The sequence below is a fragment of the Arthrobacter sp. NPDC089319 genome, from assembly GCF_040684925.1.
Lineage (GTDB): Bacteria > Actinomycetota > Actinomycetes > Actinomycetales > Micrococcaceae > Crystallibacter.
Window position 1 is genome coordinate 19,576 of sequence record NZ_JBFBGZ010000012.1, and the last position, 26,431, is coordinate 46,006.

Annotated in this window: 22 protein-coding genes; 8 read left to right on the top strand and 14 right to left on the bottom strand. The window is 67.4% G+C overall.

Annotated elements, in window-relative coordinates; translation table 11 throughout:
• Positions 1-41: 41 nt before the first annotated feature.
• Entirely contained in the window at positions 42-1,373 is a 1,332-nt protein-coding gene (locus AB0N75_RS15970; protein WP_364651885.1) for an MFS transporter, read from the top strand.
• 89 nt (positions 1,374-1,462) lie between these two features.
• Here the strand turns inward: AB0N75_RS15970 and AB0N75_RS15975 are convergent, their stop codons facing one another.
• From AB0N75_RS15975 to AB0N75_RS15985, 3 genes are all read right to left on the bottom strand, one after another.
• Positions 1,463-2,500, bottom strand: coding sequence for an LLM class flavin-dependent oxidoreductase (locus tag AB0N75_RS15975; protein ID WP_364651887.1), 1,038 nt, complete (start codon positions 2,498-2,500; stop codon positions 1,463-1,465).
• An 82-nt stretch (positions 2,501-2,582) separates the two neighbouring features.
• Entirely contained in the window at positions 2,583-4,001 is a 1,419-nt protein-coding gene (locus AB0N75_RS15980) for a lipase maturation factor family protein (protein ID WP_364651889.1), read from the bottom strand.
• A 241-nt stretch (positions 4,002-4,242) separates the two neighbouring features.
• Positions 4,243-5,643 (bottom strand): OFA family MFS transporter, encoded by a 1,401-nt coding sequence (locus AB0N75_RS15985; protein ID WP_364651891.1) that lies wholly within the window; start codon positions 5,641-5,643, stop codon positions 4,243-4,245.
• Between the two features lie 182 nt (positions 5,644-5,825).
• Here AB0N75_RS15985 and AB0N75_RS15990 point away from each other — a divergent pair, with 182 nt between their 5' ends.
• Complete coding sequence (locus AB0N75_RS15990; RefSeq protein ID WP_364651893.1) at positions 5,826-7,421, top strand: sialidase family protein; 1,596 nt, start codon at positions 5,826-5,828, stop codon at positions 7,419-7,421.
• A gap of 139 nt (positions 7,422-7,560) precedes the next feature.
• A complete protein-coding gene (locus AB0N75_RS15995; protein ID WP_364651895.1) occupies positions 7,561-9,195 on the top strand; it encodes a threonine/serine exporter family protein in 1,635 nt (544 codons plus the stop codon).
• Between the two features lie 148 nt (positions 9,196-9,343).
• Here the strand turns inward: AB0N75_RS15995 and AB0N75_RS16000 are convergent, their stop codons facing one another.
• A complete protein-coding gene (locus AB0N75_RS16000) occupies positions 9,344-10,231 on the bottom strand; it encodes a siderophore-interacting protein (RefSeq protein ID WP_364651897.1) in 888 nt (295 codons plus the stop codon).
• 638 nt (positions 10,232-10,869) lie between these two features.
• On the bottom strand, positions 10,870-11,625 hold the full coding sequence (locus AB0N75_RS16005; RefSeq protein WP_364651899.1) for a uracil-DNA glycosylase: 756 nt from the start codon (positions 11,623-11,625) through the stop codon (positions 10,870-10,872).
• 160 nt (positions 11,626-11,785) lie between these two features.
• Between AB0N75_RS16005 and AB0N75_RS16010 the strand changes: the two genes are divergently transcribed.
• The 3 genes from AB0N75_RS16010 (at position 11,786) to AB0N75_RS16020 (ending at position 13,152) form a co-directional block, all read left to right on the top strand.
• The gene (locus AB0N75_RS16010) at positions 11,786-12,094 is read left to right on the top strand and encodes a DUF3263 domain-containing protein (RefSeq protein WP_127515197.1); all 309 of its coding nucleotides are present in this window, start codon (positions 11,786-11,788) and stop codon (positions 12,092-12,094) included.
• Positions 12,095-12,154: 60 nt separating this feature from the next.
• Positions 12,155-12,793, top strand: coding sequence for a LytR C-terminal domain-containing protein (locus AB0N75_RS16015; protein WP_364651901.1), 639 nt, complete (start codon positions 12,155-12,157; stop codon positions 12,791-12,793).
• Between the two features lie 152 nt (positions 12,794-12,945).
• Complete coding sequence (locus tag AB0N75_RS16020; protein ID WP_127515201.1) at positions 12,946-13,152, top strand: cold-shock protein; 207 nt, start codon at positions 12,946-12,948, stop codon at positions 13,150-13,152.
• Positions 13,153-13,359: 207 nt separating this feature from the next.
• Here the strand turns inward: AB0N75_RS16020 and AB0N75_RS16025 are convergent, their stop codons facing one another.
• Positions 13,360-13,962, bottom strand: coding sequence for a TM2 domain-containing protein (locus tag AB0N75_RS16025; RefSeq protein WP_364651903.1), 603 nt, complete (start codon positions 13,960-13,962; stop codon positions 13,360-13,362).
• 395 nt (positions 13,963-14,357) lie between these two features.
• Here AB0N75_RS16025 and groL point away from each other — a divergent pair, with 395 nt between their 5' ends.
• Positions 14,358-15,986, top strand: a complete 1,629-nt coding sequence (gene groL / locus AB0N75_RS16030) for a chaperonin GroEL (RefSeq protein ID WP_364651905.1) — start codon at positions 14,358-14,360, stop codon at positions 15,984-15,986.
• 86 nt (positions 15,987-16,072) lie between these two features.
• Here the strand turns inward: groL and AB0N75_RS16035 are convergent, their stop codons facing one another.
• The gene (locus AB0N75_RS16035) at positions 16,073-16,996 is read right to left on the bottom strand and encodes a DUF4031 domain-containing protein (RefSeq protein ID WP_364651907.1); all 924 of its coding nucleotides are present in this window, start codon (positions 16,994-16,996) and stop codon (positions 16,073-16,075) included.
• 51 nt (positions 16,997-17,047) lie between these two features.
• On the opposite strand from AB0N75_RS16035, the gene AB0N75_RS16040 reads away from it, so the two are divergent.
• The gene (locus AB0N75_RS16040) at positions 17,048-18,052 is read left to right on the top strand and encodes a ribonuclease HI family protein (protein ID WP_364651909.1); all 1,005 of its coding nucleotides are present in this window, start codon (positions 17,048-17,050) and stop codon (positions 18,050-18,052) included.
• Between the two features lie 31 nt (positions 18,053-18,083).
• Here AB0N75_RS16040 and AB0N75_RS16045 read toward each other — a convergent pair whose 3' ends face one another.
• The 7 genes from AB0N75_RS16045 to AB0N75_RS16075 form a co-directional block, all read right to left on the bottom strand.
• Positions 18,084-18,374: a WXG100 family type VII secretion target gene (locus AB0N75_RS16045; protein ID WP_364651911.1), complete on the bottom strand. Its 291-nt coding sequence runs from the start codon at positions 18,372-18,374 to the stop codon at positions 18,084-18,086.
• Between the two features lie 118 nt (positions 18,375-18,492).
• Positions 18,493-19,890, bottom strand: a complete 1,398-nt coding sequence (locus tag AB0N75_RS16050) for a HAMP domain-containing sensor histidine kinase (protein WP_364651913.1) — start codon at positions 19,888-19,890, stop codon at positions 18,493-18,495.
• Between the two features lie 66 nt (positions 19,891-19,956).
• A complete protein-coding gene (locus AB0N75_RS16055) occupies positions 19,957-20,667 on the bottom strand; it encodes a response regulator transcription factor (protein WP_364651915.1) in 711 nt (236 codons plus the stop codon).
• Positions 20,668-20,751: 84 nt separating this feature from the next.
• On the bottom strand, positions 20,752-21,579 hold the full coding sequence (locus AB0N75_RS16060) for a class I SAM-dependent methyltransferase (RefSeq protein ID WP_364651917.1): 828 nt from the start codon (positions 21,577-21,579) through the stop codon (positions 20,752-20,754).
• Positions 21,580-21,692: 113 nt separating this feature from the next.
• Entirely contained in the window at positions 21,693-23,348 is a 1,656-nt protein-coding gene (locus tag AB0N75_RS16065) for a DNA repair helicase XPB (RefSeq protein ID WP_364651919.1), read from the bottom strand.
• Positions 23,349-25,946 carry a helicase-associated domain-containing protein gene (locus AB0N75_RS16070; protein WP_364651921.1) on the bottom strand — a complete coding sequence of 866 codons (2,598 nt, stop codon included), beginning with the start codon at positions 25,944-25,946 and terminating at the stop codon, positions 23,349-23,351.
• A 76-nt stretch (positions 25,947-26,022) separates the two neighbouring features.
• Positions 26,023-26,277, bottom strand: a complete 255-nt coding sequence (locus AB0N75_RS16075) for a hypothetical protein (protein ID WP_364651923.1) — start codon at positions 26,275-26,277, stop codon at positions 26,023-26,025.
• Positions 26,278-26,431 lie beyond the last annotated feature (154 nt).

Genomic DNA, 26,431 nt, shown 5'->3' on the forward strand with positions numbered 1-26,431 from the left:
AATGTGGGCGGGGTTGCTCACAGCAGTTGTAAGGAGCAACAATGACCACCGTCCACCAAGAGGATGAGGCCTTCGCCCATCACGGCAAGACGCCAAAGCGGGCGGCGCTCGCTAGTTTCATGGGCAGCGCCGTCGAGTACTACGACTTCTTCATTTTCGGCTCTGCCGCCGCGCTGATCTTCCCGCATGTCTTCTTCCCGGATGAAAGCGCCCAGGCCGGAATCATGTCGCTGGCGACCTTCGGCTTCGCGTATATCGCCCGCCCGGTGGGTGCGGTCTTCGTGGGCCACTTCGGCGACCGCATCGGCCGCCAGAAGGTGCTGATGTTTACGCTGGTCCTGATGGGGGCCGCGACCTTCATCATCGGCTGTATCCCCGACTTCGACACCATCGGTTGGTGGGCTCCGGCGATCCTGGTCTTCTGCCGCCTGATGCAGGGCCTCTCCGCCGCGGGCGAGCAGGCCGGCGCCAGTTCGCTCACACTGGAGCATGCGCCGGACAACCGCCGCTCCTTCTTCACTTCCTGGACCCTGACCGGCACCCAGGGTGGCCAGATCCTTGCCGCCCTGGTCTTCATCCCGGTGGTCGCCCTGCCGGACGAGATCAAGTACGGCATCGGCTGGAGGATTCCCTTCTGGCTCTCCGCCGTCGTCGTGATTGTCACCTATTTCATCCGCCGCTCGCTGCACGAAACCCCGACTTTCGAAGCAGCCAAGGCGAACAATGAACTGGCCAAGCTGCCGGTGGGCGTCCTGCTCCGGAACCACTGGCGCGACGTGCTCCGAGTGATCTGCTGCGCCTTCATCGCCGCCGTCTCGACGGTCTACGGCACCCTGGCGATCAAGTACGGCGCCGAAGTAGGCAGCGTCGACGAGGGCATCACCCTGTGGCTGGTGGTCGCGGGCAACATCGGCGCTCTCTTTACCCAGCCGCTCTTCGGGAAGCTCGCCGACCGGATCGGCCGCAAGCCGGTGTTCATCTACGGCGCGCTGGGCAGCGCTGCGATCATGCCGTTCTATTTGCTCTCGATGGAATCGGGCAACACCCTCCTGCAGTTCACCCTGTCCGTGCTGGTCTTCTCCTGCGCCTATGCCGCGGCCAACGCCGTCTGGCCGTCCTTCTACGCCGAGATGTTCAGTGCCAGGGTCCGGTTCTCCGGCTTGGCCATCGGCACCCAGATCGGCTTCCTGATGGCCGGTTTCGCGCCGTCCATCGTGGCCGCGATCGGCGGAATCCAGGAGGGCGGCTGGGTTGCCACCAGCATCTTCACCGCCGTGATCGCCGTCATCGCCTCGGTCTCGGCGCTGACCGCCCGCGAGACCTACAAGGTGCCCACGGAGGAACTCGGCCTGCCCCGGACCGCAAAGGTCTGACCCAACACACAGACGCGTACGACGCCGGCGGGAGGCTTTCTAGCGAAAGTCTCCCGCCGGCGTCGTGCTTTATGCGAAGCTGCCGTGCGCTACTGCGCCAGCTGCTCCCGGACCAGCGGGGCCACCTTGGTGCCGTAGAGCTCGATGGACTTCATCAGCTTCTCGTGCGGGAGGGATCCCAGACTGTATTTCATGTCCCAACGGGTGAGGCCCAAGCCCTTGGCCACCTTGACGATCTTGGTGGCCACGGTCTCCGGCGAGCCGACGAACAAGGCGCCGTCCGGGCCCGCCTCGGCTTCGAACTGGCCGCGGGTCATCCGGCTCCAGCCGCGCTCGCGGCCGATCCGCTCCTGCATGTCGGCATACGGCACCCACATCTCCTCGCGGGCCTCTTCGTCCGTGTCTGCGACGTAGCCGGGCGAATGCGCGCCGATGGGCAGCGCCGGCTTTTCGAACTGGTCCAGCGCGCGCTGGTAGAGGTCGGTGAAGGGTGCGAAGTTCATCGGTGCGCCGCCGATGATGGCCAGCATCAGCGGCAGCCCATAATGGGCGGCGCGGACCACCGACTGCGGCGTGCCGCCGACGGCGATCCAGGTCTTCAGGCTGCCGGAGGCCGTGGGCGGGTAGATCCGCTTGTTGTCCAGCCGGGGCCGGGTGCGGCCGGCCCAGGTGACCGGTTCTTCCTTCAGCAGTTCGGTGAAGAGCTGGAGCTTCTCGTCGAAGAGGACGTCGTAGTCGGCCAGGTCCAGGCCGAACAGTGGGAAGGACTCGGTGAAGGAGCCGCGGCCCAGGATGACTTCGGCACGGCCGTTGGAGGCGGCGTCCAGGGTGGAGAAGCGCTGGAAGACGCGGACCGGATCGTCCGAGCTGAGCACGGTGACGGCGGAGCCGAGCCTGATCCGGCTGGTCTGGCCGGCGATCGCGGCGAGCACCACGTCCGGTGCGGACACGGCGAAGTCCTCGCGGTGGTGTTCGCCGATGCCGATGAAGTCCAGGCCCACCTCGTCGGCCAGTTTGGCTTCGGCGATGACGTTCCGGATTACCTGCTCGTGCGGCAGGAGTGTTCCATCCGCCCCGGTGGTGACGTCCCCGAAGGTGTCCAGCCCGAGTTCGATAGTTTGCGCCACGCTGTGGCCGCCTTTCGTCTGCGTTGATGGTGCATGCATATGCATCTTGTGGTTACTGGCGGCAACCGCGGGGAGGCAGCGGTTATTCCGCCGTGCGCGGCCGGGAGAGCGGGGGCACCAGCTGGCCCGACTCGTTCCGGATCCACCACTGCCCGGTCCGCCGCCTTTCCGCCCAGGTGGAAAACCGGTAGTGGTACAGCGTTGCCCGCACCAGGAGCGGCGGTTCTCCGTTAAATGGGTCGTGCCGCAGCAGTTTCAGCGTGGCCTTGTCCGCCTCCAGCAGCCGCCGCAGCAGCGGGATGAACCAGCTTGCGCCGGGAGAGCCCAAGGCCAGGAACCACATCAGCCAGTCCAGCCTCAAGTGGTACGGCGCGAATTGCCGCGGCATCCGCTGCGGGTCTCCGGGTTTGCCCTTGAAACCGTACTCTTGCCAGTTGACGCCGTCCGCCGACCCTTCCACCACCACTTCGTACCGTTGCCGGGTGATGGAACCGAACGCGCCGTACGCATTGGCCAGATGCCAGTTATTGAAGCTGGCGTTCATCAGCTGGCGCTTGGCGAACAGGTTCTTCAACGGCCAGTAGCTCAGGTACACCAGCAGGGCGCTGACCGCGAGCACCAGCACGGTGAACCACACCGGCTCCGGCTGGTACTGAGGGGTGAAGTCGCCGACCGGCAGGATGGCCCGCACCGCGCTGTCGGACACCGCGGAGAAGGCCAGCAGGATGGTCAGGGTGTTCAGCCAGGCGAAATTGCCGGAGGCCACCAGCCACAGCTGCGTGAAGATCACCACCGCGGCGGCGATGCTGCCCACTGGCTGCGGAAAGAACAGGAAGAAGGGCACCACCAGCTGGGCAAAATGGTTGCCGGCCACCTCCACTTTGTGCAGCGGTTTGGGCAGGTGGTGGAAGAACCAGCTGGCCGGATTCGGCATCGGTTGGGTCTCGTGGTGGTAGTACAGGGCAGTCAGATCGCGCCAGACGGTATCGCCCCGCATCTTGATCATGCCCGCACCGAACTCCAGCCGGAATACCAGCCAGATGAACAGCCACAGCACCGGGGCCGGCGGTGCCACCCGGTCCGAGCCCAGGAAGGCGGCAAGAAAACCCGCCTCCAGCAGCAGCGTCTCCCAGCCGAAGCCGTAGAACGTCTGGCCCACGTTCACAATGGACATGTAGAGGAACCACAGGGCCAGGAACGCCGCCAGCGGCAGCCAAGGCGGTCCCCACTGCGGCAGCCCGGCCACCAGCAGTGCTGAAATAACGACGCCGGTGCCCGCCACGGCGCGCAGCCTTGCGTCGGTGTAGCCCCAGCGGAAGAGGGTGAAGCCGCGCGGCGTGCGCCGTTCCAGCAGCTGTGGAACCGGGAGGAGTCCGTGTTCGCCCAACAGGGCGGGAAACTGGGCCAGCGCGGAGGCGAAGGCAATCAGGAACACCGCGGCGATGCCGCGCTGCAGCACTTGCCGCGCCAGCTCGAACCCCTCGGCGCTGAACCACTCCATGGCACCTCCAACGCTACGGCGGACCGGTCGGGTGTCAAGGTTGCAGGCCCTGCTCAACGCTGCAGGCCCGGCTCCAGAGAGCCGGGCCTGCAGCTGCGTCTCGCTTCACCGGGGCTGCCGGCCAGGCGGTTCGAAGGATCAGCCGAAGAGCGCCGGGACCTTCATCAGGGTCTGGGTGATTCCGTAGAGCAGCGGTATGCCGACCAGTACCCAGCCGAGGGCTACTTGTGCTTTCTTCATGTCAGGCCTCCCTTCCGGCCATCGCGGCTTCGCCAGCTTCTCTGGCCGGTGCCTCATGGAACTTGCTGTCCACCGGCTTGACCATCAGGTTGGCAATGAAACCGATGACCAGCAGCCCCACCATGGTCAGCAGCGCCGGCTGGTAGGCCTGCGCCGTAAGTTCGCCAGGCTTGCCCTGGGCGTCCAGGAAGGCATTGACGATCAGCGGTCCGGCTATGCCCGCGGCGGACCACGCGGTGAGCAGCCGGCCGTGAATGGCGCCCACCTGGAAGGTGCCGAACAGGTCGCGCAGATAGGCCGGAACCGTGGAGAAGCCGCCGCCGTAGAAGCTGATGATGACGGCCGCCAGCAGCACGTACAGCCCGGTGGACGAGTAGCCGAACAGGGCCAGCACCACGTACAGCACGGCGCCGACGCCCAGGTACAGCATGTAGTTGTTCTTGCGGCCCAGATAGTCGGACGTGGTGGACCAGACGAACCGGCCGCCCATGTTCGCAATCGAGAGCAGTCCCACGAATCCGGCGGCAACGCCCGCCGTCACCAGCGAGACGCCGTCGGACTGGCGGAAGAAGTCCTGGATCATCGGTGAGGCCTGTTCCAGGATGCCGATGCCCGCCGTGACGTTGCAGAACAGGGCGATCCACACCAGCCAGAACTGACGGGTCTTGATGGCGTTCTTCGCCGAGACGTTCGCCGTGGTGACCATCGCCTTGGCCTTGACCTTGGCGGGGTCGAAGCCTTCCGGCTTCCAGTCGGCTGCCGGAACCTTGATGGTGAAGGCGCCGAACAGCATGTAGGCCAGATAGACCACGGCCAGGGTCAGGAAGAGCTTGCCGACCGCGTCGCCGCTGGCCACCCAGCCCGGCGTGCCGTCGAAGCTGGGGTCATAGAACTGCAGCAGCGCTGTGGAGACCGGGCTGGCGATCAGCGCGCCGCCGCCGAAGCCCATGATCGCCATCCCTGTGGCCAGGCCGGGGCGGTCGGGGAACCATTTGATCAGCGTGGATACGGGGGAGATGTAGCCGATGCCCAGGCCGATGCCGCCGATCACGCCGTAGCCCAAGTAAACCAGCCAGAGCTGGCCGGTGAAGATACCCAGTGAACCGACCAGGAAGCCGGAACTCCAGAAGAGCGCCGACGTGAACATGGCCATGCGAGGACCGTTGCGGTCCACCCAGGTGCCCATGACGGCGGCGGACAGTCCAAGCATCACCATGGCAATGGAGAAGATGATGCCGATCTCGGTCAAGCTCACATCGAAGTGCGCCACCAGGGCGTTCTTGTACACGCTGGTGGCGTAGGCCTGTCCAATGCACAGGTGCACGGCCAGGGCCGCGGGCGGAATCAGCCAGCGGTTGAAGCCCGGAGGGGCGATCGTACGCGATCGATCCAACCAACTCATCGTTGGGCGTCCTTTCAGAGACGGGGTGCGAGGCAAAACTGCAACATGTGTTTCAGTTCACATCCTGACCGATAGTTAGGCTGGGCAACCGGATTAGCCCGGCGTGTCGCGGAACCACGCTGTTACCGGGCGATTCCTGAAGCCTCTGCCCTCCGGGGCACCATGGCCGGTACGGTGGAGGAATGGAACAGGTCCTCGCCGTTCGGGGCGTGGGGGGCTACCGCCGCTATCGGGCTCCGGCGCTCGCCGTCGCCCCATCCGGCAGCGTGATGGCCGCCTTTGCAGGCTTGGACGGGCAGGCCGGACCACGTCGCTCCGGCGACCTGCTGCTGCGCCGCAGTTTCGACGGCGGAGCCAGCTGGGAGCCGCAACAAGTGGTCTGGGCGGGCCAAGCCGGGCAGGCGCCCGGCCGGCCCGGGCTGCTGTCCGACGCCCAAACCGGGCGGATCCTGATGGCTTTCGTGGCCCGGGACAAAGGCGGCAGCGATGACAGGCTTGCTCCCGCCGCCGAGGACCGACGCTTTGAACTGATGTCATCCGACGACGACGGCGCCACCTGGCAGCATCGGACAGTCACCCCGCGATTGGCCTCGGATGCCGTGACCGGACTGGCAGGTGCCGGCTCGGGGACCGGGCTGCATGCCGGTCCCTTCGCCGGACGGCTGCTGGTGCAGTTCGCCGTGACGGCCGGGGGCGGGCCAAGGGCAGCGTCCGGTTACAGCGACGACCACGGTGACAGCTGGACTGTCGGCGAGCCGCTGGATGCGTCTGCCCTCGGTCCAGCGGTCTCGGAGGTACCGGGGGCCACGGAGTCCCTCGAGGCGCCGCCGGTCTCCCCGGTTCTGGTCATGTCGGAACCCGACCCGGGCGCTGTGGCCTGCTTGTCCGACGGCCGAGTGGTGCTGCAGGTTGGCGCCGCGCCCATCCGGTGGGCGGCCGTATCCGATGACGGCGGGCACAGCTACGGACCGCTGCAGCCGATCGAGGAACTGCCCGATCCCGGCAGCGCCGGCTCACTGATCCGGTTCGACGGGCTGCCAGCCTTGGGCGGACTGGCCGCACCGGTAAGCAGCCACTGGATCCTGGCCGCCAACTGCCAGGATGCCGTGCTGAACCGGAATGTGGTGCTCAGCCTGTCGCGCGACGACGGGGAGTCCTGGCCGCACAAACTCACTATCTGGGGCAGTGGAGCCAGCGGTCCGGCCGTGGTGCGGCTGGCCGACGGCCGGATTGGCGTGCTGTACGAGCGCCAGGGCGGCCGCGAACTGGCCTTCGCCACTGCTGATCCGGGGATGCTGCGGGCGGCCTGGCCCCGCGGGGCGGTGACGCGGAAGGCCGACGAAGGCACCGGTGGGTCGCGGCCAGAGACAGGCCCACTTCCGGTGGCAAGGGACTATCCGTTGCGCTTCGACATGGTGCTGCAGGCGATTGTCGGTGCGGACGAAGGACGGCCGGAGCCGGGCTATCGGGCCGGGGACATGCTCGTTTTCGCCGGACGGGCGCGGGTTTTGGGGCCGGAGTACCTGAGCGTTCAACTTTCCGGCGCGTTCGACAACCTCGGGGATTTTCCGCCGCAGCAACTCGGGCCGGGTGGGGAGGCACACTACTTCCATCCCGTCCACACGGTGAGCGCCGCCGACGTCGCTGCCGGCCGTTTCACCGTGGTCTTTACCTGCACTGCAGCCCCGGTAGACACCGCTTCCGGAAGTGCCGCGGTGGTGGGCCGAACGCGGGAGTTCAGCCTCGACGTCGTGAGCGGAGAAATCGGCGAGGGGTGACGCGGCTCTCTGCCTCCTCGGGAGTGTTCTCCCGGTAGCAGTGTGCAAGGATTTAACCGGGATCAACAACGCCGCCGTTACGGTAGCGAAGACGCAGAACGGAGTGGGAGTGCAAGACAAGGACCCAGACCAGGAATCCATGTCGCCCATGACTCCGCAGGCGGGAATGCTGCCGATCATCAAGCCGAAAAACGTTCCTGTTCCCGACGCCGGTTCCGGCCGTTCCACGGCCCCGGCACGCACCGGCTCCGCCGCCGGACCGCAGCCCACCCATCCTCCCGTGCCGCGCCCGACGGACCGGCCGGTGGCCAAGCAGGTCAAGCCCGTTCCGACCGGAACCACGCCGCTGCGTGCTTCGGCGGCTGCATCACGCTCCAACGCGGCGGCCCGCCGGATGCTGCGCAAGCTGGTGCAGGGCGAGGCGCCTCCCACCGCACCGATGAGCATTGTGGAGCGGCTGGCCGGCAGCCCGTACGCGAACCCGATGATCCAGGCAGCCGGAATCGATGCCTCCGCGCGGATCACGTTGGACTTTGCCCTGGATGTGGCGGAAACCATGTTCCGCTATGGAGCCGGCGCGCTGGAGGTGGAGACCAGCATCATTGCCGTCACGGCGGCGTTCGGCCTCAGCGACATCGACGTGGACATCACGAACCAGTCCGTGCTGATCAACTACGCCAAACCGGACACTGTGCCGATCACCGTGATGCGCGTGGTGCGTTCCTGGACCAACAACTACGCCGGACTGTCCCTGGTGCACGAACTGGTCACCGACATTGTCAACGGCGGAGTGGGCCGCAGCGAAGCCAAGGAGCGGCTGCAGGAAATCACCTCCCGCCCCAAGCCCTTCCCTCGCTGGATGGCCATCGGCGCCGGCGGCGTTTTTGCCGGAGCGATCGTTGCGTTCCTGGGCGGCAGCATTTTCGCAGCCCTGGTGGGCAGTATCTCCACCCTGTTGATGGGGTTGGTGGGGAAGAAGCTGAGCAAGTGGCGGATGCCGGACTTCTTCATCACCGGCATCGGCGCTTGCCTGGCCACCGTGATTGCACTGGTGTTCTGGGCACTGCACGTGCCGTTGAGCCCGGCGCTGGTGATCGCGGGCGGGATCCTGTTCCTGCTGCCCACCGGACGCTTGGTCTCAGCCACACAGGACGCCATCAACGGCTTCCCGGTCACCGCTTCCGGGCGTTACCTCTCCGCCTTCTTCACCTTTGCGGCCATAGCCGCGGGCGTCGCGGTGGGGCTGGTGGGAGGCACCATGACCGGCATCAGCCTCCCCGAAGTCTTCGTGCAAGGCGAGGGGAACTACCCCTATGTGGTGCGGGCGCTCCTGCTCATGGTGGCGACGATGGCCATCTGCATGACCGAGCAGACCAAACTGAACATGCTGCTGCCCACCGCCGCCGTGGGCCTGGTGGGTCTGCTGATCTACGACTTCGTCTTGTGGGCAGGAATCGGGGACCGGATCGCGCCGGCCGTCGGTGCCGTGGTGATTGGTTTCCTAGGCCGCATTGTCGGCCTGCGGATGGGCTCGCCGCAGTTGGTGGTGGCCGTCCCTGCGGTGCTCTTCCTGCTGCCCGGACTGTCTGTGTTCCGGTCCATCTTCGAACTGACCGTCAACTCGGAGGCGCCGTTCAACGGCATTCTGGGGCTGTTCGGTGCGTTGACGGTGATCCTGGCGATCGCCGGCGGCGCGGTGCTGGGCGACAACTTGGCCCGCCCGTTCACCAAGGGACTGGGATCGAACGAAAGCCGGCGGGCCCGGCGCCGGTAGGGCGCTGGGGGAAGCGCGGGTCGGAGCCGCCGGAAGGACGCCGGTCTGGGCGCTCTCGAAACCGGCGCATGCTTATGCCGCCGTGCCGGACGCCGGCAGGTCGGAGCCGCCGGACCAAGCCGGGCCCGCTGGCCCGACGCGCGCCGGATCAGGCTGGTTCGTTCTCCGGGAAGATCTGTCCCTCCGGGGTGCGCTTCTCCGCCTGGAAAGCGTCTTCGGCCCGGCCGTAGGCCCAGTAGCCGGAGATCGAGACCTGCTCGCGGGACAGTCCGTGGTCCTTGAACAGGACGTCGCGCAGCGACTTCACCTCGCCGCGCTCGCCGTGGACGAAGGCATCCACCCGGCCCTCGGGCCATTCCAGGGCGGAGATAGCGTCACGCAGCATGGTTGCGGTCCCGGGTGTCTGTCCGCGGCGGAACAGCCAGTGGATCTGCAAGCCGGCCGGGGCGTCCAGTTCCTGCACGTCGTCCTCGGAGTCCACTTCCAGGAAGGCATGGCCACGGGCGTCCGGAGTCAAGGCTTCGACGGCGGCCGCAATGGCGGGAAGGGCCGAATCGTCGCCGGCAAGCAGGTACCAGTCGGCCTCGGGATCGGGGCGGTAGGCGCCGCCGGGGCCGTTGAACATCAGCCAGTCGCCCGGCTTGGCCTGCGCGGCCCAAGGCCCGGCCAAGCCTTCGTCGCCATGGACTACAAAATCGACGACGACTTCGCGCGTCTCGCGGTCAACTCGCCGCACGGTGTAGGTGCGGGTGACGGGGAGCTTATCGGCCGGCAGCGTTTCCTTGAGCTCGGCCACGTTGACCGGGAGTTCCACGTCGAGCGACGGATCCAGGAAGAAGATCTTGATGTAGGGGTCTGTCGCTGCCTTCGCTGCATACCTCTCGGCAAACGATTCGAAGGCCTCTCCGCTGGCATACACGCGGACCATGTGCTTCGAAAGCCACTCAGTGCGCGTCACCTGGAGGTTGGTCTGCACGCGCGGGGGCCGGCCGCTCCGTCCGGGGCGGGCGGGGGCTGCTGCCGGTTGCGTCTGCATAGGGGTACTACTCCTGACAAAGGGAAACTGCTACTTAGGGAAACCTAACCCACGTCCGAGTGATTCCCAATTTATGAGTAAAGGTCATCTTGGCGGCGTAACGGCCGCTCTTCATGGGGCTGGGCTTCTACCGTCGGCTGGCGGCGGGGCTTCTACCGCCCGCTGGCGGCGGGGCTTTTGCTGTCTACCAAGGCTTGGCCTCTGCTGTCCTTCCGCGGCCTGGCTTCAGCGCTCGGCATGCGCTGTCCATGTTCAGCAGGAACTGTCCATGTTTTGGCGTGACGCAAGCTCCTGACCTGCGGCAACGCCGAACGGCCCGCAAAACACACCTTCAAGATCCGGCCGGGCAGGCGGCGTTCCAGAGAAGGAGGGGCGGCATTCGCGCGGTGCGCGCTGCAGCTCCAGGGAGGGCGGACGTTCGTGTGGTGGCCCGCTGGCGACCACTCGGCTAACTTCGCTCCCATGTATCGGACTAACGTCCCATGTTTTGGGCCCGCTCCAAGCCCCTGACCTGCGACGATGCAAATGCCCTCGCCGAAACGTGGGAGCGAGTATCAGTTAGTCCGCCGGGGGAGCAGTGCAGGGCAGGCTGCCACGCCGCCCCGGACTCCGCGACCAACCAGCTGGGCCGCTCGGGCTCAGCGCAGCGCCCACGCTACCGGGTCGGCGTGCTGGGCGGCCAGCAGTTCGTTGACCCGGCTGAAAGGCCTTGAGCCGAAGAACCCGCGGGATGCGGACAAAGGGCTGGGGTGAGCGGTCTCGATCCGCGGCACGTGTTCCAGCACGGGTGCCAGTTGCTGGGCTTCCCGGCCCCAGAGCAGTGCCACCAGCGGGCCGCCGCGCTGGGCCAGTGCCCGAACCGCCAGTTCGGTGATTTGCTCCCAGCCCTTGTTCCGGTGCGAGCCGGCCTTGCCTGCTTCAACGGTCAGGCAGCGGTTGAGCAGCAGCACGCCTTGGTCGCTCCAGGCGCTCAGGTCCCCGTGCTGAGGCGGCCGGAAACCCAGGTCCATCTGCAGTTCCTTGTAGATGTTGGCCAGGCTTCGCGGCAGCGGCCGGACGTGCCGTTCCACAGCGAACGACAACCCGATGGAATGCCCCGGTGTGGGGTAGGGGTCCTGGCCGACGATCAGCACCTTGACCTTGGACAGCGGCCGCTGGAACGCCCGCAACACGTTCCCCGGCGCGGGCAACAGGGTTTTGCCGGCGGCTCGCTCGCCGTCCAGGTAGGAGGCAAGGTCCCAGAGCATCGGTTCGGCCGGCGCCAGCACCTCGGCCCACTCGGGGTGGATCACGCCGGCAAGTTCCTGCGGTGCGGCGAACGGATACGGGGCACCAAAGTCCGCGGCAGGCGGGTGGGCGGGCAGCGGAAAGAGGGCACCGTCGTCGTAGTTCACCGTTCTATCTTTGCGGATATCGGCCGCCGGCCGGCAATCAGGCCGCCCAAAGGGGAGTCAGCGACAGTCGCAGGGGATCGAATGACAGGCCTGTGATTCGCCCTTATCATGGAGGAGGTATTGATTGCCGCCGGCAAGTACTAGGAAGAGCAGGTGTGTTGTGGCAGGTTCGGCCGAGGCCAGTGCGTTTTCACTCGAGGCCGAGGTTGACGACGCCAGCCCGCTGAGCGAGCGCGACCAGCGGATGCTGGCGCTGGAGCGGCAGTGGTGGAAGTATGCCGGGGCCAAGGAACAGGCCATCCGCGAACTGTTCGACATGTCCGCCACGCACTACTACCAGATCCTCAATGCGCTGATCGACACCGAGGATGCGCTGGCGCACGATCCGATGCTGGTGAAGAGATTGCGTAGACTACGTACGTCCCGCCAGCGCGCGCGCACTGCTCGCCGGCTGGGCACCGACGCCTGATTCCGGGACCGCCCGGGAGGCCGGATCCCGACACTCCACCACCAAGGATGCAGCACCGCGATGACCAAGTACCCCCGGGATGAGTTCGACCAGGTCCCTGAAACTTCAGACCGCCACGGTGTGCATCGCGCCCGCATGGCGACGCCGAAGTCCAACGGCCTGGGCCTGATCATCCTGGCTGCCGTCTTGGCGCTGGCGGTCGGAGCCTTGTCCTTCTTCGTGCTGCCGCTGCTGGGGACCGGAGGGCCCTTCACCCCGGTCGCCGGCGCAACCAGCACCCCTGCCGCAACAGCCTCGGCATCGCCATCGGCAACGGCGGAGGAAAGCGAAAGCGCCACGGCGGAAGACACCACGGAGCCGACTGACGAGGCCACGCCGGAGCCCACCGAAGAAGCAATCGACGAGCCCACCGAAGAGGCCACGGCGGTCAACAAGCAGGATCCGGTGATGATCCTCAACGGTGCGGGCGTGTCAGGGCTGGCCGGCACGGTCTCGCAGACCGTGCAGAACGACGGCTGGACGATCGCCGTGGTGGACAACTGGGGCGGCGCACCGCTGGCCGGATCGGTGATCTTCTACAACCCGGGCCAGGAGGCCAACGCCCAGGCCCTCGGGGAACTGCTCGGCATTACCGACCTGCAGGAAAACGGTGACGTCTCGCAATACGTCACCGTGGCGCTCGGCCCCGGCTACCGCTAGGCGGCCGCACCTGGTTTTGAGGATTTCGGTTACGCCTCAATAACATTAAGTGTGCCTTAGGTCACTTTCTACTCCATGCGTAGATAGGGTGAAACCACCCTGCCGCTGAACCGTCTGTGGCAGAGGCGGAACTACTGAGTATGGAGAACACTATGGCGCTGGGAACCGTCAAATGGTTCAATGCGGAAAAGGGCTACGGCTTCATCACCGTGGACGAAGAAAATTCCGACGTATTTGTCCACTGGTCCGCAATCCAAATGGATGGGTACCGTTCCCTGGATGAAGGGCAGCGCGTGGAGTTCCAGATCGGTCAGGGCCAGAAGGGTCCGCAGGCCGAAGAGGTCCGGGTCGCTCCTTAGCAGGACATTAACGACGACGGCGGTGGAGGCTGGGTGCCTCCACCGCCTTTTTCGCCGGCTGGCTGAGCGGCGGATGGTCGTGCTGCTCGGCGAACGGAACATGCTGCGCCCCGGCCGGGCCCACCCCGCAGCTGCGCGCCGCGGTGGGCCCCACCGCGCCATGTAGTGGTCGCGCTGCGCCGTGGCATTGTTACGTTCGCGGACGGGCTACTCTTTCAGCGGCACGCCGCGGGCGTCGCGCTTGAACGGTTCCGCCCCGACCAGGATCATGATGCCTTCGATGAAGCCCCACACGGCGCCGACGCCGAAGGTCAGGAAAGTGACCACGATCTGCAGCACGCCAATGCCGACGTAGCCGAGGTAGAACCGGTGGATGCCCAGGCCGCCCAGCAGGATGCCCAGCAGGCCGCCGATCAGCCGCGACTTCTGCTCCGGGTAGTAGTATCCCTGCGGAGCTCCGTAATACTGCTGCTGGCCGTAGGGCTGACCAGGTTGGCCGTATTGACCCGGCTGGCCCGGCCGGCCGTACTGCGGGCCGGGCTGGCCGTATTGGCCCGGCTGGCCCGGCTGACCCGGCTGACCCGGCTGCTGCGCGTATGGCTGTCCGGAAGCGCCAAAGTGCGGCTGGCCGGGAGTGCCTTGCTGTTGACCCGGGGCGCGTTGTTCCGAGGCACCGAACGGCGGCTGGCCAATGGGCTGTCCGGCGGGGCCGCCGTACGGCGGCTGGCCGATCGGCCTCGTCGGGTTGGCTCCCGTTCCCAACGGTTCGGTGGGGTTGCTGGCGTTCTTCTCGTCGCCTGATTCAGTCATGGTTTCTCCGACCTTGCCCGTCGCCGGGCTGCTCACAGATGGTTTCTCTTACCAGCCAATCTACGCGGGAGGCCCCGGCCGTATCCATGGGGGTCCACCCTGATTGTTTGCCCGGGGTCGGTCAGGGTGATTCGCCCTCCGCGAAGTGGACCGATCGGGCCGCCCAACAGGTTGCACTCGACACCGTCGAGTGCTAATTATTGACTTAGCACTCTCGCGGGCCGACTGCTAAGAAGTCTCCGTGGGGGGTGAAACCCGCCACCTGATGTGAGGTGAGCGGCGCGGCGTACCGAAATCGCCGTCGTCGTAAGCCGTCCGTCGCGGGCACCGCAGGTGGCCAGCAGCCGTCAAAAGCTGCGTCCAGTGTCTATTGTCCAGAAGGGACGTAAGCCGCTATGGCAAAGATCATTGCATTTGACGAAGAGGCCCGCCGCGGCCTCGAGCGTGGACTGAACATCCTCGCCGACGCCGTAAAGGTAACCCTCGGCCCGCGTGGCCGCAACGTCGTACTCGAGAAGAAGTGGGGCGCTCCCACGATCACCAACGATGGTGTTTCCATCGCCAAGGAGATCGAACTGGACGACCCGTACGAGAAGATCGGCGCAGAGCTGGTCAAGGAAGTTGCCAAGAAGACTGACGACGTCGCCGGTGACGGTACCACCACCGCGACCGTTCTGGCCCAGGCCCTGGTCAAGGAAGGCCTGCGCAACGTTGCTGCCGGCGCCGACCCGCTGAGCCTCAAGCGCGGCATCGAGAAGGCTGTTGACGCCGTCACCGCCGAGCTGATCGCTTCCGCCAAGGAAATCGAGACCAAGGAACAGATCGCCGCCACCGCGTCCATCTCCGCCGGAGATCCGCAGATCGGTGAGCTGATCGCCGAGGCCCTGGACAAGGTCGGCAAGGAAGGCGTCGTCACCGTCGAGGAGTCCAACACCTTCGGCCTGGAGCTGGAGCTCACCGAGGGCATGCGCTTCGACAAGGGCTACCTGTCGGCTTATTTCGTCACCGACGCCGAGCGCCAGGAAACGGTCCTCGAGGATGCCTACATTCTGATCGTCAACTCCAAGATCTCCAACGTGAAGGACCTGGTTGGCATCCTGGAGAAGGTCATGCAGTCCGGCAAGCCGCTGCTGATCATCGCCGAGGACGTCGAGGCTGAGGCCCTGGCCACCCTGATCGTGAACAAGATGCGCGGCACCTTCAAGTCCGTGGCTGTGAAGGCTCCGGGCTTCGGCGACCGCCGCAAGGCCATGTTGGCCGACATCGCCATCCTTACCGGCGGCCAGGTCATCGCCGAAGAGGTCGGCCTGAAGCTGGAGAACGCCACCCTGGACCTGCTGGGCCAGGCCCGCAAGGTGGTTGTCACCAAGGACGAGACCACCATCGTCGAAGGTGCCGGCGAAGCCGACGCCATCGCCGGCCGCGTCAACCAGATCCGTGCCGAGATCGACAACTCCGATTCCGACTACGACCGCGAGAAGCTGCAGGAGCGCCTGGCCAAGCTGGCCGGCGGCGTGGCAGTCATCAAGGCCGGTGCCGCAACCGAGGTTGAGCTCAAGGAACGCAAGCACCGCATTGAGGACGCCGTCCGCAACGCGAAGGCTGCCGTTGAGGAAGGCATCGTCGCCGGTGGCGGCGTGGCCCTGATCCAGGCCGGCGCCAAGGCATTCGCCAACCTCAGCCTCGAGGGCGACGAAGCAACCGGCGCCAACATCGTCAAGGTTGCCATCGACGCTCCGCTGAAGCAGATCGCCCTCAACGCCGGCCTGGAGCCGGGCGTTGTGGCGGACAAGGTCCGTGGGCTGGGTGACGGCCACGGCCTGAACGCTGCCACCGGCGTGTACGAGGACCTGCTGGCTGCCGGTGTCAACGACCCGGTCAAGGTGACCCGCTCTGCCCTGCAGAACGCGGCCTCCATCGCCGGTCTGTTCCTGACCACCGAAGCCGTTGTCGCCGACAAGCCGGAGAAGGCCGCTCCGGCCATGCCGGGCGGCGACGAGATGGGCGGCATGGGCGGCTTCTAAGCTTCCCAGCCACTACCTCGGCCTGGTCAACAGGCCACGGTTTACGCGAGGCGCGGTTCCCAGCACGGGAGCCGCGCCTTGCGGCTTTAACCCCGGTTCCCGCGCAGCCAGTCCGGGCCCTCAAGCTGCCAGACGTCCAGCTCGGCGGTGAGATTGCGCCGGGCACTCTCCAGCCACTTTTCCCGCGCCGCAGGTGTCCGGTACAGCGGGTCCAGGTCCAGCAGTCGGCGGACGACGGCGGTGCGTCCGGCGGCGAAGTCGGCGTCGGCCACGTCGGCATAGTCTTGGCGGACGGCCCGGACATAGCTGCGGTACTCCGCCGGCGTTCCGCCGAGTACGGCCAGATCGGCATCGCACAACAGCGCCCCGGATTCGTCCTGCGGGTCGGGGGAGTGGTCCGCCGTGAGCAGGACCAGCCGGACCACCTCGGCAGTCTCGCCAGCACTGATGCCCGCGGCCGGCAGGCTGGCTGCGGCCAGTTCGGCGGACTCCTGTTCGTCCTGGCCGGCTTGGCCGTTGTAGACCGCATCGTGGAACCAGGCTGCCAGCCACACGGTGCGCTGCCGGGGCCCGGCGCCAACGGGCGGCGCGAGTTGACCCAGCGCTTCCAAGACCGCCAGCAGATGGCCGGGGCCGTGATAGTGACGGTGCGGCTCCGTCCAGCGCTCCAGCAGGTCGCGGCCCAGATCCTCCTGCCCGGGCAGCAATTCGTTCCACCGCCGCAGCAGTACGCGGCGAAGTTTTTCCGGGCGCTGCCGGGCGGGAACCCGCAGCCCGCTGGCCTGCAGCCGGCGGGTCAGTTCGCCGCCGCTGACCTCCACTGCTCCCAACTCGACCAGCTCGCGGTAGCGGCTGACCGGTACGTCGTAATGGTCCCGGTCGAAGGCCCGCTCGCGGATCCCGGCGGCCGCGGCGAAGCGGTGCAGCTCGGCCAGCGAGCTGTCCGAGACGAGGTGTGAGAAGTGCGTGCCGTGGGCCGGCCAGAGCGGAGGATCGATAAGTATTGCCACCTGCCCAGCCTAGGGCCAGGATTGTCGGCCGGATCTGAAAAGATGGAAATCATGACTATCACTGCTGCCGCCGACGGCTCCGCCCTCGGCAACCCCGGACCGGCCGGCTGGGCTTGGTACATCGACGACACTGCCTGGGCCGCCGGCGGCTGGCCGCAGGGCACCAACAACCAAGGCGAGCTGATGGCCGTGCTGGATCTGTTCCGGGCAACCGCGCACGTGTCCCAGGAGCACTTGCGCGTGCTGTGCGACAGCCAGTACGTGATCAACTGCGTGACCAAGTGGATGCCGGGCTGGAAACGGCGCGGCTGGAAAAAGGCCGACGGGAAACCGGTGCTGAACGTTGACCTGCTCAAGGACATCGACGCCGTGATCAAGGGGCGCAGCTACGAGTTCGAATGGGTCAAGGGCCACGCCGGACACCCGCTGAATGAGGCCGCCGACGAACGGGCCCGCGCCGTGGCGGTGGCCTTCCAGAACGGAACCGGCGCACCGGCGGGTCCGGGCTTCCCGGGCGGACCGGGCACCTCGGGCAGTGCGGTCCTGGGCGCTGGGTCGGCCGGCGCAGCCCGTGCCGCAACAAGCCCTGCGGGACGCCCGGCGGCGGAGCCCCTTGCTGCCCGCAACGGGACACGTCACCCGGTGGCAATGACCCCTGAACCGGATCTGTTCTCCGAACTGGAAGACTTCGCCGGCGACGAGGCGGCCGAGGACTCGCCGGAAGAGCTGGTGGTGCGGTTGGAACAGCAACTGCTCAGCCCCGCGGTCCGCGCGGACTTCGGCCGGCTGGCTGTGCTGCTGCACCCTGACTTTGCCGAGATCGGCGAAGCCGGCCGGATGTGGACGCGGGACGCGATGATCAGCGAACTCCAGGAAAGTCCGGAGCTGGATGCCTCGCTGGAGGTCTTCGCCGTCGAACGGCTCGGCGAAGACAGCATCCTGCTGACCTACCGCAGTGTCCGCCGCGAGGGATCCGCCCTGCGCAGTTCGCTCTGGCTCCGGGACGGCCAGCAGTGGCGCCTGCGCTTCCACCAGGGCACGCCCGAACAGGGCTGAGCGGCGGCGCCCGGACCCGGCCGGACAGTGTTCAGGCCAGGAACATCCTGGCGTTGGCTTCCTCCGCCTGCAGGTACTGCTGCGAGGCGTGGGACAGTGCAGCGTTGATGCTGGCCAGGGATTCCTCCACCTTCAGCTGGGTGCCCCGCCAGTCCGTCACGAGCTGCTGGAAGTTCGCAGCCGCCGCGCCCGTCCAGAGCGACTCCAACTCGCGCAGTCCGGACTGCATGGTGTTCACCTCCGCCTGCAGCCGCCCGATGGTGCCCTGCACCGCCATGCTCTTGGCGGCGAGAGCCTCGCTGTCTACTTGGAATACGGCCATGGTGTCCTCCGCTGCTGGTGTACCTATCCGACACCGTTCAGGTTAGGCAGCGGCGGAAGCAGCCGCGAGGCTCCGGCCGCCGGATGTGGATAACCCGACGCGTCGGGAGCGTTGTGGATTAGCCCAGGTCGAAGGGCTCGTCCTCGTCCGCCTGCGGATGGTAGGGGATCCGGATGGACATGGTGGCGCCACCGCCCGGGGTTTCCGTCAGCCGGACCGTGCCGTCGTGCTGGGCCACCAGGGCCGCAACGATGGCCAGGCCCAAGCCTGTCCCGCCGGTTTCGCGATGGCGTGAGGTGTCCGCCCGGTAGAAGCGTTCGAACACCCGTGCAGCCTCGTCCTCGGAGATGCCCGGTCCGTGGTCGCGGATCTCGAGGACGGAATCCAGCCGGTCATCGATCACCGGCTGGACGCCGACGGCGATCTCCAGCGGCGAGCCCTCGGGAGTGTAGCGCAGGGCGTTGGTGACCAGGTTGGCCACTACCTGGCGCAGCCGGGCCTCGTCGCCGAGGATGGGGGCCGGACGCGGCGAGCCGCCGTCGAGCCCCACCACGGTGATTGCGCGGTCCGGCGCGCTGGCCCGCGCGTCCAAAGCGGCATCGTTGCCGAGCAAAAGGAGGTCCAGCTGCTTGGCTTCGAGGGGACGCTGTTCGTCCACCCGGGCCAGCGTCAGCAGGTCATCCACCAGTTGGCCCATGCGCTTGGCTTCGCTTTCGATTCGGCCCATCGCGGCGCCGACGTCTTCCGGCGACTGCAGCGCGCCGTGCCGGTACAGCTCGGAAAAGCCCCGGATGGTGACCAGCGGGGTGCGCAGCTCATGCGAGGCATCCTGGACGAAACGGCGCATCCGCTGTTCGGAAGCGGTACGGGAGGCGAAGGCCGTTTCGATGTGGGCGAGCATGGCATTCAACGAACTGGCGAGCCGGCCGACCTCGGACGCGGGATTGACCACCTCGACGCGGCGTGAGAGGTCGCCGGCGGCAATGGCTGCGGCTGTTCTGTCCACCCGGCTCAGGGGCTGGAAGGACCGGGTCACCGCCAGCCAGGCGATGCCGATGGCCGCGACCGTCGACGAGACACCGATCAGAAGCGTGCTCACCGAAACCTTGTTGAAGGTCTCGTTCACCTCGTTGTAGCTCACCGCAACTGCTACGGAGCCGGCACCATTTTGCAGCGGCGTCACCCACACCCGCCAGCCGTCGCTGTCCCGCTCGATCCCCGGAACGAAGAAACCTTTGCCTTCAACGGTGGCCGCCTCGTCCGGTGAAATGGCCGGCAGGTCCGGGCGGTCCTCGGGGTTGTTGGTATCGATGCTGATCTGGCCGTCGCGTGACAGCAAAGCGCCGTAGTACCGCTCTGACGGGTAGGGGTTTTGGGTGGGGTTGGTCGCCTCGCGGACCAGGAAGGAGGAGATAGCCTGGCGGTTCTTAATCAGGTCAGCGTCGAGCTGTTTCACCAGCGTGTCATGCAGCAGGGTCAGGGTGAGCACCGAAATGACCGTCAGGGTGGCCACCATGAGCACACCCATAATCAGGACAAGTTGCGACCGTAGGGATGCTGACCTCCAGCGTTCGACCATCGATCAGCGGCGGTCGGCCGTACGCAGCAGGTAGCCCACGCCGCGCTTGGTCTGGATCAGCGGCGGCGTATCCGGATTCGTGTCGATTTTCCGCCGCAGGTAGGAGATGTAGGACTCGACGATGGAGGCGTCGCCGTTGAAGTCGTACTCCCAGACATGGTCCAGGATCTGCGCCTTGGACAGCACCCGGTTGGGGTTCAGCATCAGGTAGCGCAGCAACTTGAACTCGGTGGGGGAGAGGTCGATGACTTCGCCGCCGCGGCGGACTTCATGCGCGTCGTCGTCGAGCTCCAAATCATCCACCGAGATGACCGCGTCGTCCTCCAGCAGAGGCCGGGTGCGGCGGAGCACGGCCCGGATCCGGGCCACCACTTCGTCCAGGCTGAACGGCTTGGTCACGTAGTCGTCGCCGCCCACGGTCAGGCCGGTGACTTTGTCTTCGGTCTCGTCCCGGGCGGTCAGGAAGACCACCGGAAAATGCCGGCCGGAGGCCCTGAGCTTACGGGTTACGGTGAACCCGTCCATGTCCGGGAGCATGACGTCAAGCACAGCCAGATCGGGCATATGCTCTTCGGCAGCGTCCAAAGCCTCGCGGCCATTGGCGGCAGCAACTACCTCGAAGCCGGCGAACCGAAGTGAAGTCGACAGCAGTTCACGGATGTTCGGCTCGTCGTCGACGACCAGCAGTTTGGCTTCCGGCTCAGACTTTTTCACGTTCCCAGTGTGCTCCGGGTTTCTGGGAGTTTGCTGAATGGATGCTGCAGGCAATCATGACCTGTGCTGGGGACGGCGCAGCGGTCAGCTGCGGCGGCTGAACAGTTCCACCGGGGCAAGCACGCCCTGCCGGACTCCCGCCGCCAGGTTCCCGATCTTTAGCTTGGCGTCGGTGCCCATATGCAGGTGCATGCCCAGCGGTGGAGCGCCGGAATCGGACATCTTGTCCTGGGTCCGCTGCAGGAACTCGACGGCGAAACCGTGCCGGTTGCGTTCGCCCTCCAGCCGGAAGCCGGCCGCCGTCAGGGCCGCAAGATATCCGGTCCGGTCTTCCAGGAAGGACGAAGCGGGCGTCGATGCCCAGGGCAGCGGGTACTGCGGAGCGTTCGCGGACATGGACATGATGTCGTAGAGAGCAAAGATGCCGCCCGGCTTCAGCACACGGTATATCTCGCGGAAGGCGCCCGCCTTGTCGGGAAGGTTCATGCCTACGTGCAGCATGGTCGCCGCATCGAAACTGCCGTCCTCGAACGGCAGCTCCAGGGCGCTGGCCACGCTGAACTGAACCAGCGCCTCCAACCCGGAGCGCCGGGTGAGTGATTCGGCCGTCCGCACTGACCCGGGTGTCAGATCCACACCGTGGACTGTGACTCCCAGATGGTGGGCCAGATAGCGGGCGGGCCCGCCAATCCCGCTGCCGACGTCCAGCACCCGCATGCCAGCCCGCAGGCCCGCCCCTTCCGCCACCGACTGCGTGGCGTCGGTGCCGCCGATGTGCAATTGGTCCGCCGCCGCCAGCACGTCCGGGTCGATGTTGTCCGGATCATGGCCAAGCGCAGCCAATCCGTCCAGGATGAGTGCCTCCAGGCCGGGGTGGTCATAGTGGGCGGCGACGTCGTCTTCGATGTCCATGGCAGCCTCCAACGGGTCAGGATGCCACGAGTGTACGCCCGCACTGACGCCGTCCTTCCGCCCGCGGCAAGCTGGGACACCGGCACTCCGCGGGGAAGACAGGGCGGAGGTGGTTACCCCTGCACCACGTCCTTGGCGTCCTTGATGGTGTAGGCGTAGCCCTGTTCGGCCAGGAAACGCTGCCGCTTGGCGGCGAAGTCCTGGTCCAGCGTGTCCCGCGCCACCACGGTGTAGAACCGCGCGGACCGGCCGTCCGCCTTGGGCCGCAACAACCGGCCCAGCCGCTGGGCTTCCTCCTGCCGGGAACCGAACGATCCGGAAACCTGGATGGCCACGGTGGCTTCGGGCAGGTCGATGGAGAAATTGGCCACCTTGGAGACAACCAGCGTCTGCAGCTCCCCGCGGCGGAACGCGTCGAACAGCCGCTGCCGTTCCTTGACCGAGGTGCCGCCCTTGATCACCGGCGCATCCAGGTGCTCGGCGATCTCGTCCAGTTGGTCGATGTACTGCCCGATCACCAGCAGCTGTTCGCCCTCGTGCGCCTTCACCAGCGCATCCACCACCGGTGTCTTGGTCGGCGAGGTCGCGCACAGCCGGTACTTGTCGCCGTCGTCGGCCATGGCGTACGCCACCCGCTCGTCCCGCGGCAGATCCACCCGGACTTCCACGCAGTCGGCCGGAGCGATGTAACCCTGCGCTTCGATGTCCTTCCACGGGGCGTCGTAGCGTTTGGGCCCGATCAGCGAGAACACTTCGCCCTCGCGGCCGTCCTCGCGCACCAAGGTGGCGGTCAGCCCCAGCCGCCGCCGCGCCTGCAGGTCCGCCGTCATCCGGAACATCGGGGCCGGCAGAAGGTGCACCTCGTCGTAAATGATCAGGCCCCAGTCGTTGGCATCCAGCAGCTCAAGGTGTGGGTACAGTCCTCCGCGGCGCATGGTCAGCACCTGGTAGGTGGCGATGGTGACCGGCCGGATTTCCTTGACCGAGCCGGAGTATTCACCTACCTCCTCGGCGGTCAGCGAGGTCCGCCGGACCAGCTCGTCTTTCCACTGCCGCGCGGAGACGGTGTTGGTGACCAGGATCAGCGTGGTGGTGGAACTGGTGGCCATGGCAGCCGCGCCCACCAGCGTCTTGCCGGCACCGCAGGGCAGCACCACCACGCCGGAACCGCCGGCCCAGAAGTTCTCCACGGCCAGCCGCTGGTACGGCCGCAACTGCCAGCCGCCCGGTTTCGCAGATTCGGCCAGCGCGATCGGATGCGGCCTGCCGTCGACGTAGCCGGCCAGGTCCTCCGCAGGCCAGCCGAGCTTGAGCAGCAACTGCTTGAGCTGCCCGCGCTGCGAGGAGTGCACCACCGTGGTCTCACCGTCGATCCGCGGTCCCAGCAGCGGCTGGATCTTCTTGGCGTGCATGACTTCTTCGAGCACCGGGTAGTCGGTGGTGCGCAGCACCAGGCCATGCTGCGGGTCCTTCTCCAGCCGCAGCCGCCCGTACCGGGACATGGTTTCCTCAATGTCCACCAACAGCGCGTGCGGCACCGGAAAGCGCGAGTAGTTCAGCAGCGTGTCCAGCACCTGTTCGGCATCCAGCCCGGCGGCGCGGGCGTTCCAGAGTCCCAGCGGCGTGATCCGGTAGGAATGCATATGCTCCGGCGCCCGCTCCAGCTCCGCGAACGCTGCGATGGCATGCCGGGCCTCGTTCGCCTGCTCATGGTCCACCTCCAGCAGGATGGTCTTGTCGCTCTGGACGATCAAGGGTCCGTCGGCCATTCAGCTGCCCTCCAGTAGTTCAATGTCCATCACCCGGTGGATGGAGACGGTGCGCTCGCTGTCGCGGTCCGGATCGAACACCCGAAGCCTGCCGCCGCTGACGGACAGCGGCAGCATGACCTGCCGCCGGTGGTTGCCGTCCGGATCCACAATCCCGATCCGCACCCGCTGCTTCAACCGGATGGCGGTCCGCAGCGTCTCCAGCGTCAGCAGCGGCCCCGCCTCAACGGCCGGACGGGCCGGGATCCCGGTGCTCCGCAGCGCGGCGAGTTGCGCGTCGGTCGCCTCGGCGCTGAGTTCCCATGGATGGGTTTTCACCGGGAACGACGACGGCGCCGGGCCGGCTTTCGCCGTCGCGGCACCGTCCGCCGGGGTGCCGTCCGCAGCGAAACCGCCGCCGCTGCCGCGCCCGCCGCCGATGCCGGCCACACCGCCCAGCGCCACGCCGTCGTCGGCCTCCGGCGCCGGCGCATAGCCATACTGGCGCAGCGCGGCGAGCAGATCGCGGGCCGCAGTGCGCGAAACCGCCACCGTGGGGGCCAGCCGGCGCAGGCCCAGGCGGCCGGTGCGCGGGTCGGCGAGCAGGTCGGTCAGCGTGTTCTCGTCATCGCTGCGCAGGAAGCTGGCGGCCGCACCGAGCCGCAGCGCACCGTGCCGGGATGCGGTGTCCTCCACTAGGTACTGCAGCGGCTGCGGCACGTCGGTGGCCGAGTGGCGGGTCAGGAAGCCGAGGATCCCGGCCGCGTCGCGCCCGGCGTCCAGCGCACGCCTGATGCTGTCCGCCGAGAACCGGTAGATGGCGGCCGGACCCTGGCCTTCGGCGGTGGACAGGAGGGACAGCTCGGCGGCGATGTCCGGCGCCAGATAGCCGGGAGCCACCGCGGTCAGGTCCGCCTGCAGCACGAATTCGACCAGGGGCTCCGGCAGCTGATCGGCCAGCAGCTCGGCGGCGTCGGCAAGCCTGTCCTGCGCCAGTGCGCGTCCCAGTCCGGTCAGCGCGCCGGACCCCACCAGGCCCAAGCGTGCCGCCTCGGCGAGGATGCCCGGCACCAGCCGTTCAAACCGGCGCTGCTGCCGCGGCCGGCGCCAGACCAAGTAGCCGGTGACCGCTTCCGGGGAGGGAGCCGGGGTGCTGCCGGTGGCGTTGGCATCCGGTATGAGGTCCGTTTCAACGTCCGGTCCGCCGGGCCGGCCTGCGGAAGCCGGCGGCAGGCACAGTTCTTCCAGCGCCTCCAGCACTCGGCGCCGGACGGCCGGCGCATCGGGCCGGGACGCTTCGGCGGCCAGGGCATTAATGGCGGTGTCCGACGGCGTCCTGCCGCCCACCAGCGAGGGCGCGCGGTCCAGCTGCAGCCAGGCCGATGCGAGCAGCAGCCACTGGTCTTGGCGCGCCAAGGAGGCGAACATGGCGTCGGCGTGGACCACCCAGCGGGAAGTATCGACGTCCAGCACGAGCAGTCCGGCGGCGGCTGCCAGCTCCAGCAGCCAACTGGTTTCGTCCGCGTCGATCCGCAGGGCATCCGCCAGCCGCCGGACCTCGCGGACGCCCACACCGCCTGCGCGCAGCGTGGCAACCGGGCCGCGGTGGACCTGGTCCAGCAGCTCGGACACCAGCCGCAGCGTCTCGGCCACGGCGGAGTAGGCCGCATTGTCGCGCAGTGAATTCCGGACCTGCGCGGCAGCTGTTGCGGGCGGCAGGGTGTGCCACGGGTCGGCCACTGCGCCGCCGCGGACCGCCAGGCCGACCGGCCAGGGGAGCTCCACGTGCGACGCGTCGATGGGCACCAGCAGTCCGTGCGCCGCCAGCCAGTCGATCGGTGACGTGGCTTCGCGGGGGCCGGTGCCGGCCAGCAGGTGCGGCAGCGCGCCGAGCGGGGAACGGCGGAACTTTCCGAGCAGTTCGTCGGTGTGCTCCGGTGCCCGCGCCATCAGCGCCGGCCAGGTCAGCGGGTCGGCCAGCCAGCAGTCGAGGGCGGCGGCCGCCGTGCCGGCGTCTTCGTCCCCCTCAAGAAGAGGGAGCTCAGCCGGCAGCTCGTAGCCGGACTCGCGCAGCAGCCGCACCGTGTGAACCAGATGCTCCGCGGCCACCGTGCTGGCGGCGGCCAAGGCGGCATAACTGCGCCCCAGGCCGGCCGGGTACGGCCCGAGCGCTTCGGCCAGGCTGGCCACTGGAAGGTAGGCCGGGGGCAGCAGGAGGTCCCCGCCGTCGTCGGCTGTAGAGGCGCCTGCGTCAGATGAGGGAAGTTCCACGCGCACCAGCAGGGCGAGGCCCCGCAGGCGGTCCAGGTAAGAGTCCAGGTCCTGCCGGCCGGCTGTGCCCGCCGGCTGCAGCAGCAGGGCACGCAGGGAGCGGGCGTCGGCGGCGCGGCCGGCATCAACATCGGTGCTCAGCACCACTGCCTCAAGCACTTCCAGCTCGGGCCGGGAGAGGTTCTCCAGCACCCGCTGGAGGCTGATCCGGGTGCAGGCCCGGGCGGCTAGCGCGGAAAAGTCCGGTACGGGCGGCAGGCAGAGGTCCGGCCGGGCGCTGAACAGCCGGCACAATTCGGCGTCGCTGCGGGCGGCCAACTGGCCGGCCAGGGCGCGGATGGATGACACCGGATTAACGTTACCCCGCACCGCTGCGGCCGACGCCGCCCGGCCGACACGCCCTTCGCCGGCAGCGGTGGTGCCGCTAGCTGCTGCGGCGACGCCGGATGCTGCCGGCCATCAGCAGCACCATCAGCACGAAGGCGATAGGGAAGCAGAACCATGCCAGGCCCATGAAACCGGTCCACACCGGGGTGCCGGTCATGGCGGCGGCCAGAATCACGCCGAGGCTGCCCAGCCCTGCCAGCAGGAGGACGACGGCTGAAAGGACCAGCACGCGGTGCAGTGCACCCGACTCGGCGGGGCGGGGCGCATTCTGGGCGGGGACTGTTCCGGACATGGCACCAGATTAACTCCCGGCCGTGCCGCGGCCCAATCCCGCCCGCATGCCGGGAGCGGAAACGGCCGCGCGCCGGACTCCGCCGGCGGCGGAACAAGCTAATCTAGAGACAGACTTTCCCCGCCACGCCGCGGCCGCGCCTGTGGCCGGTGTA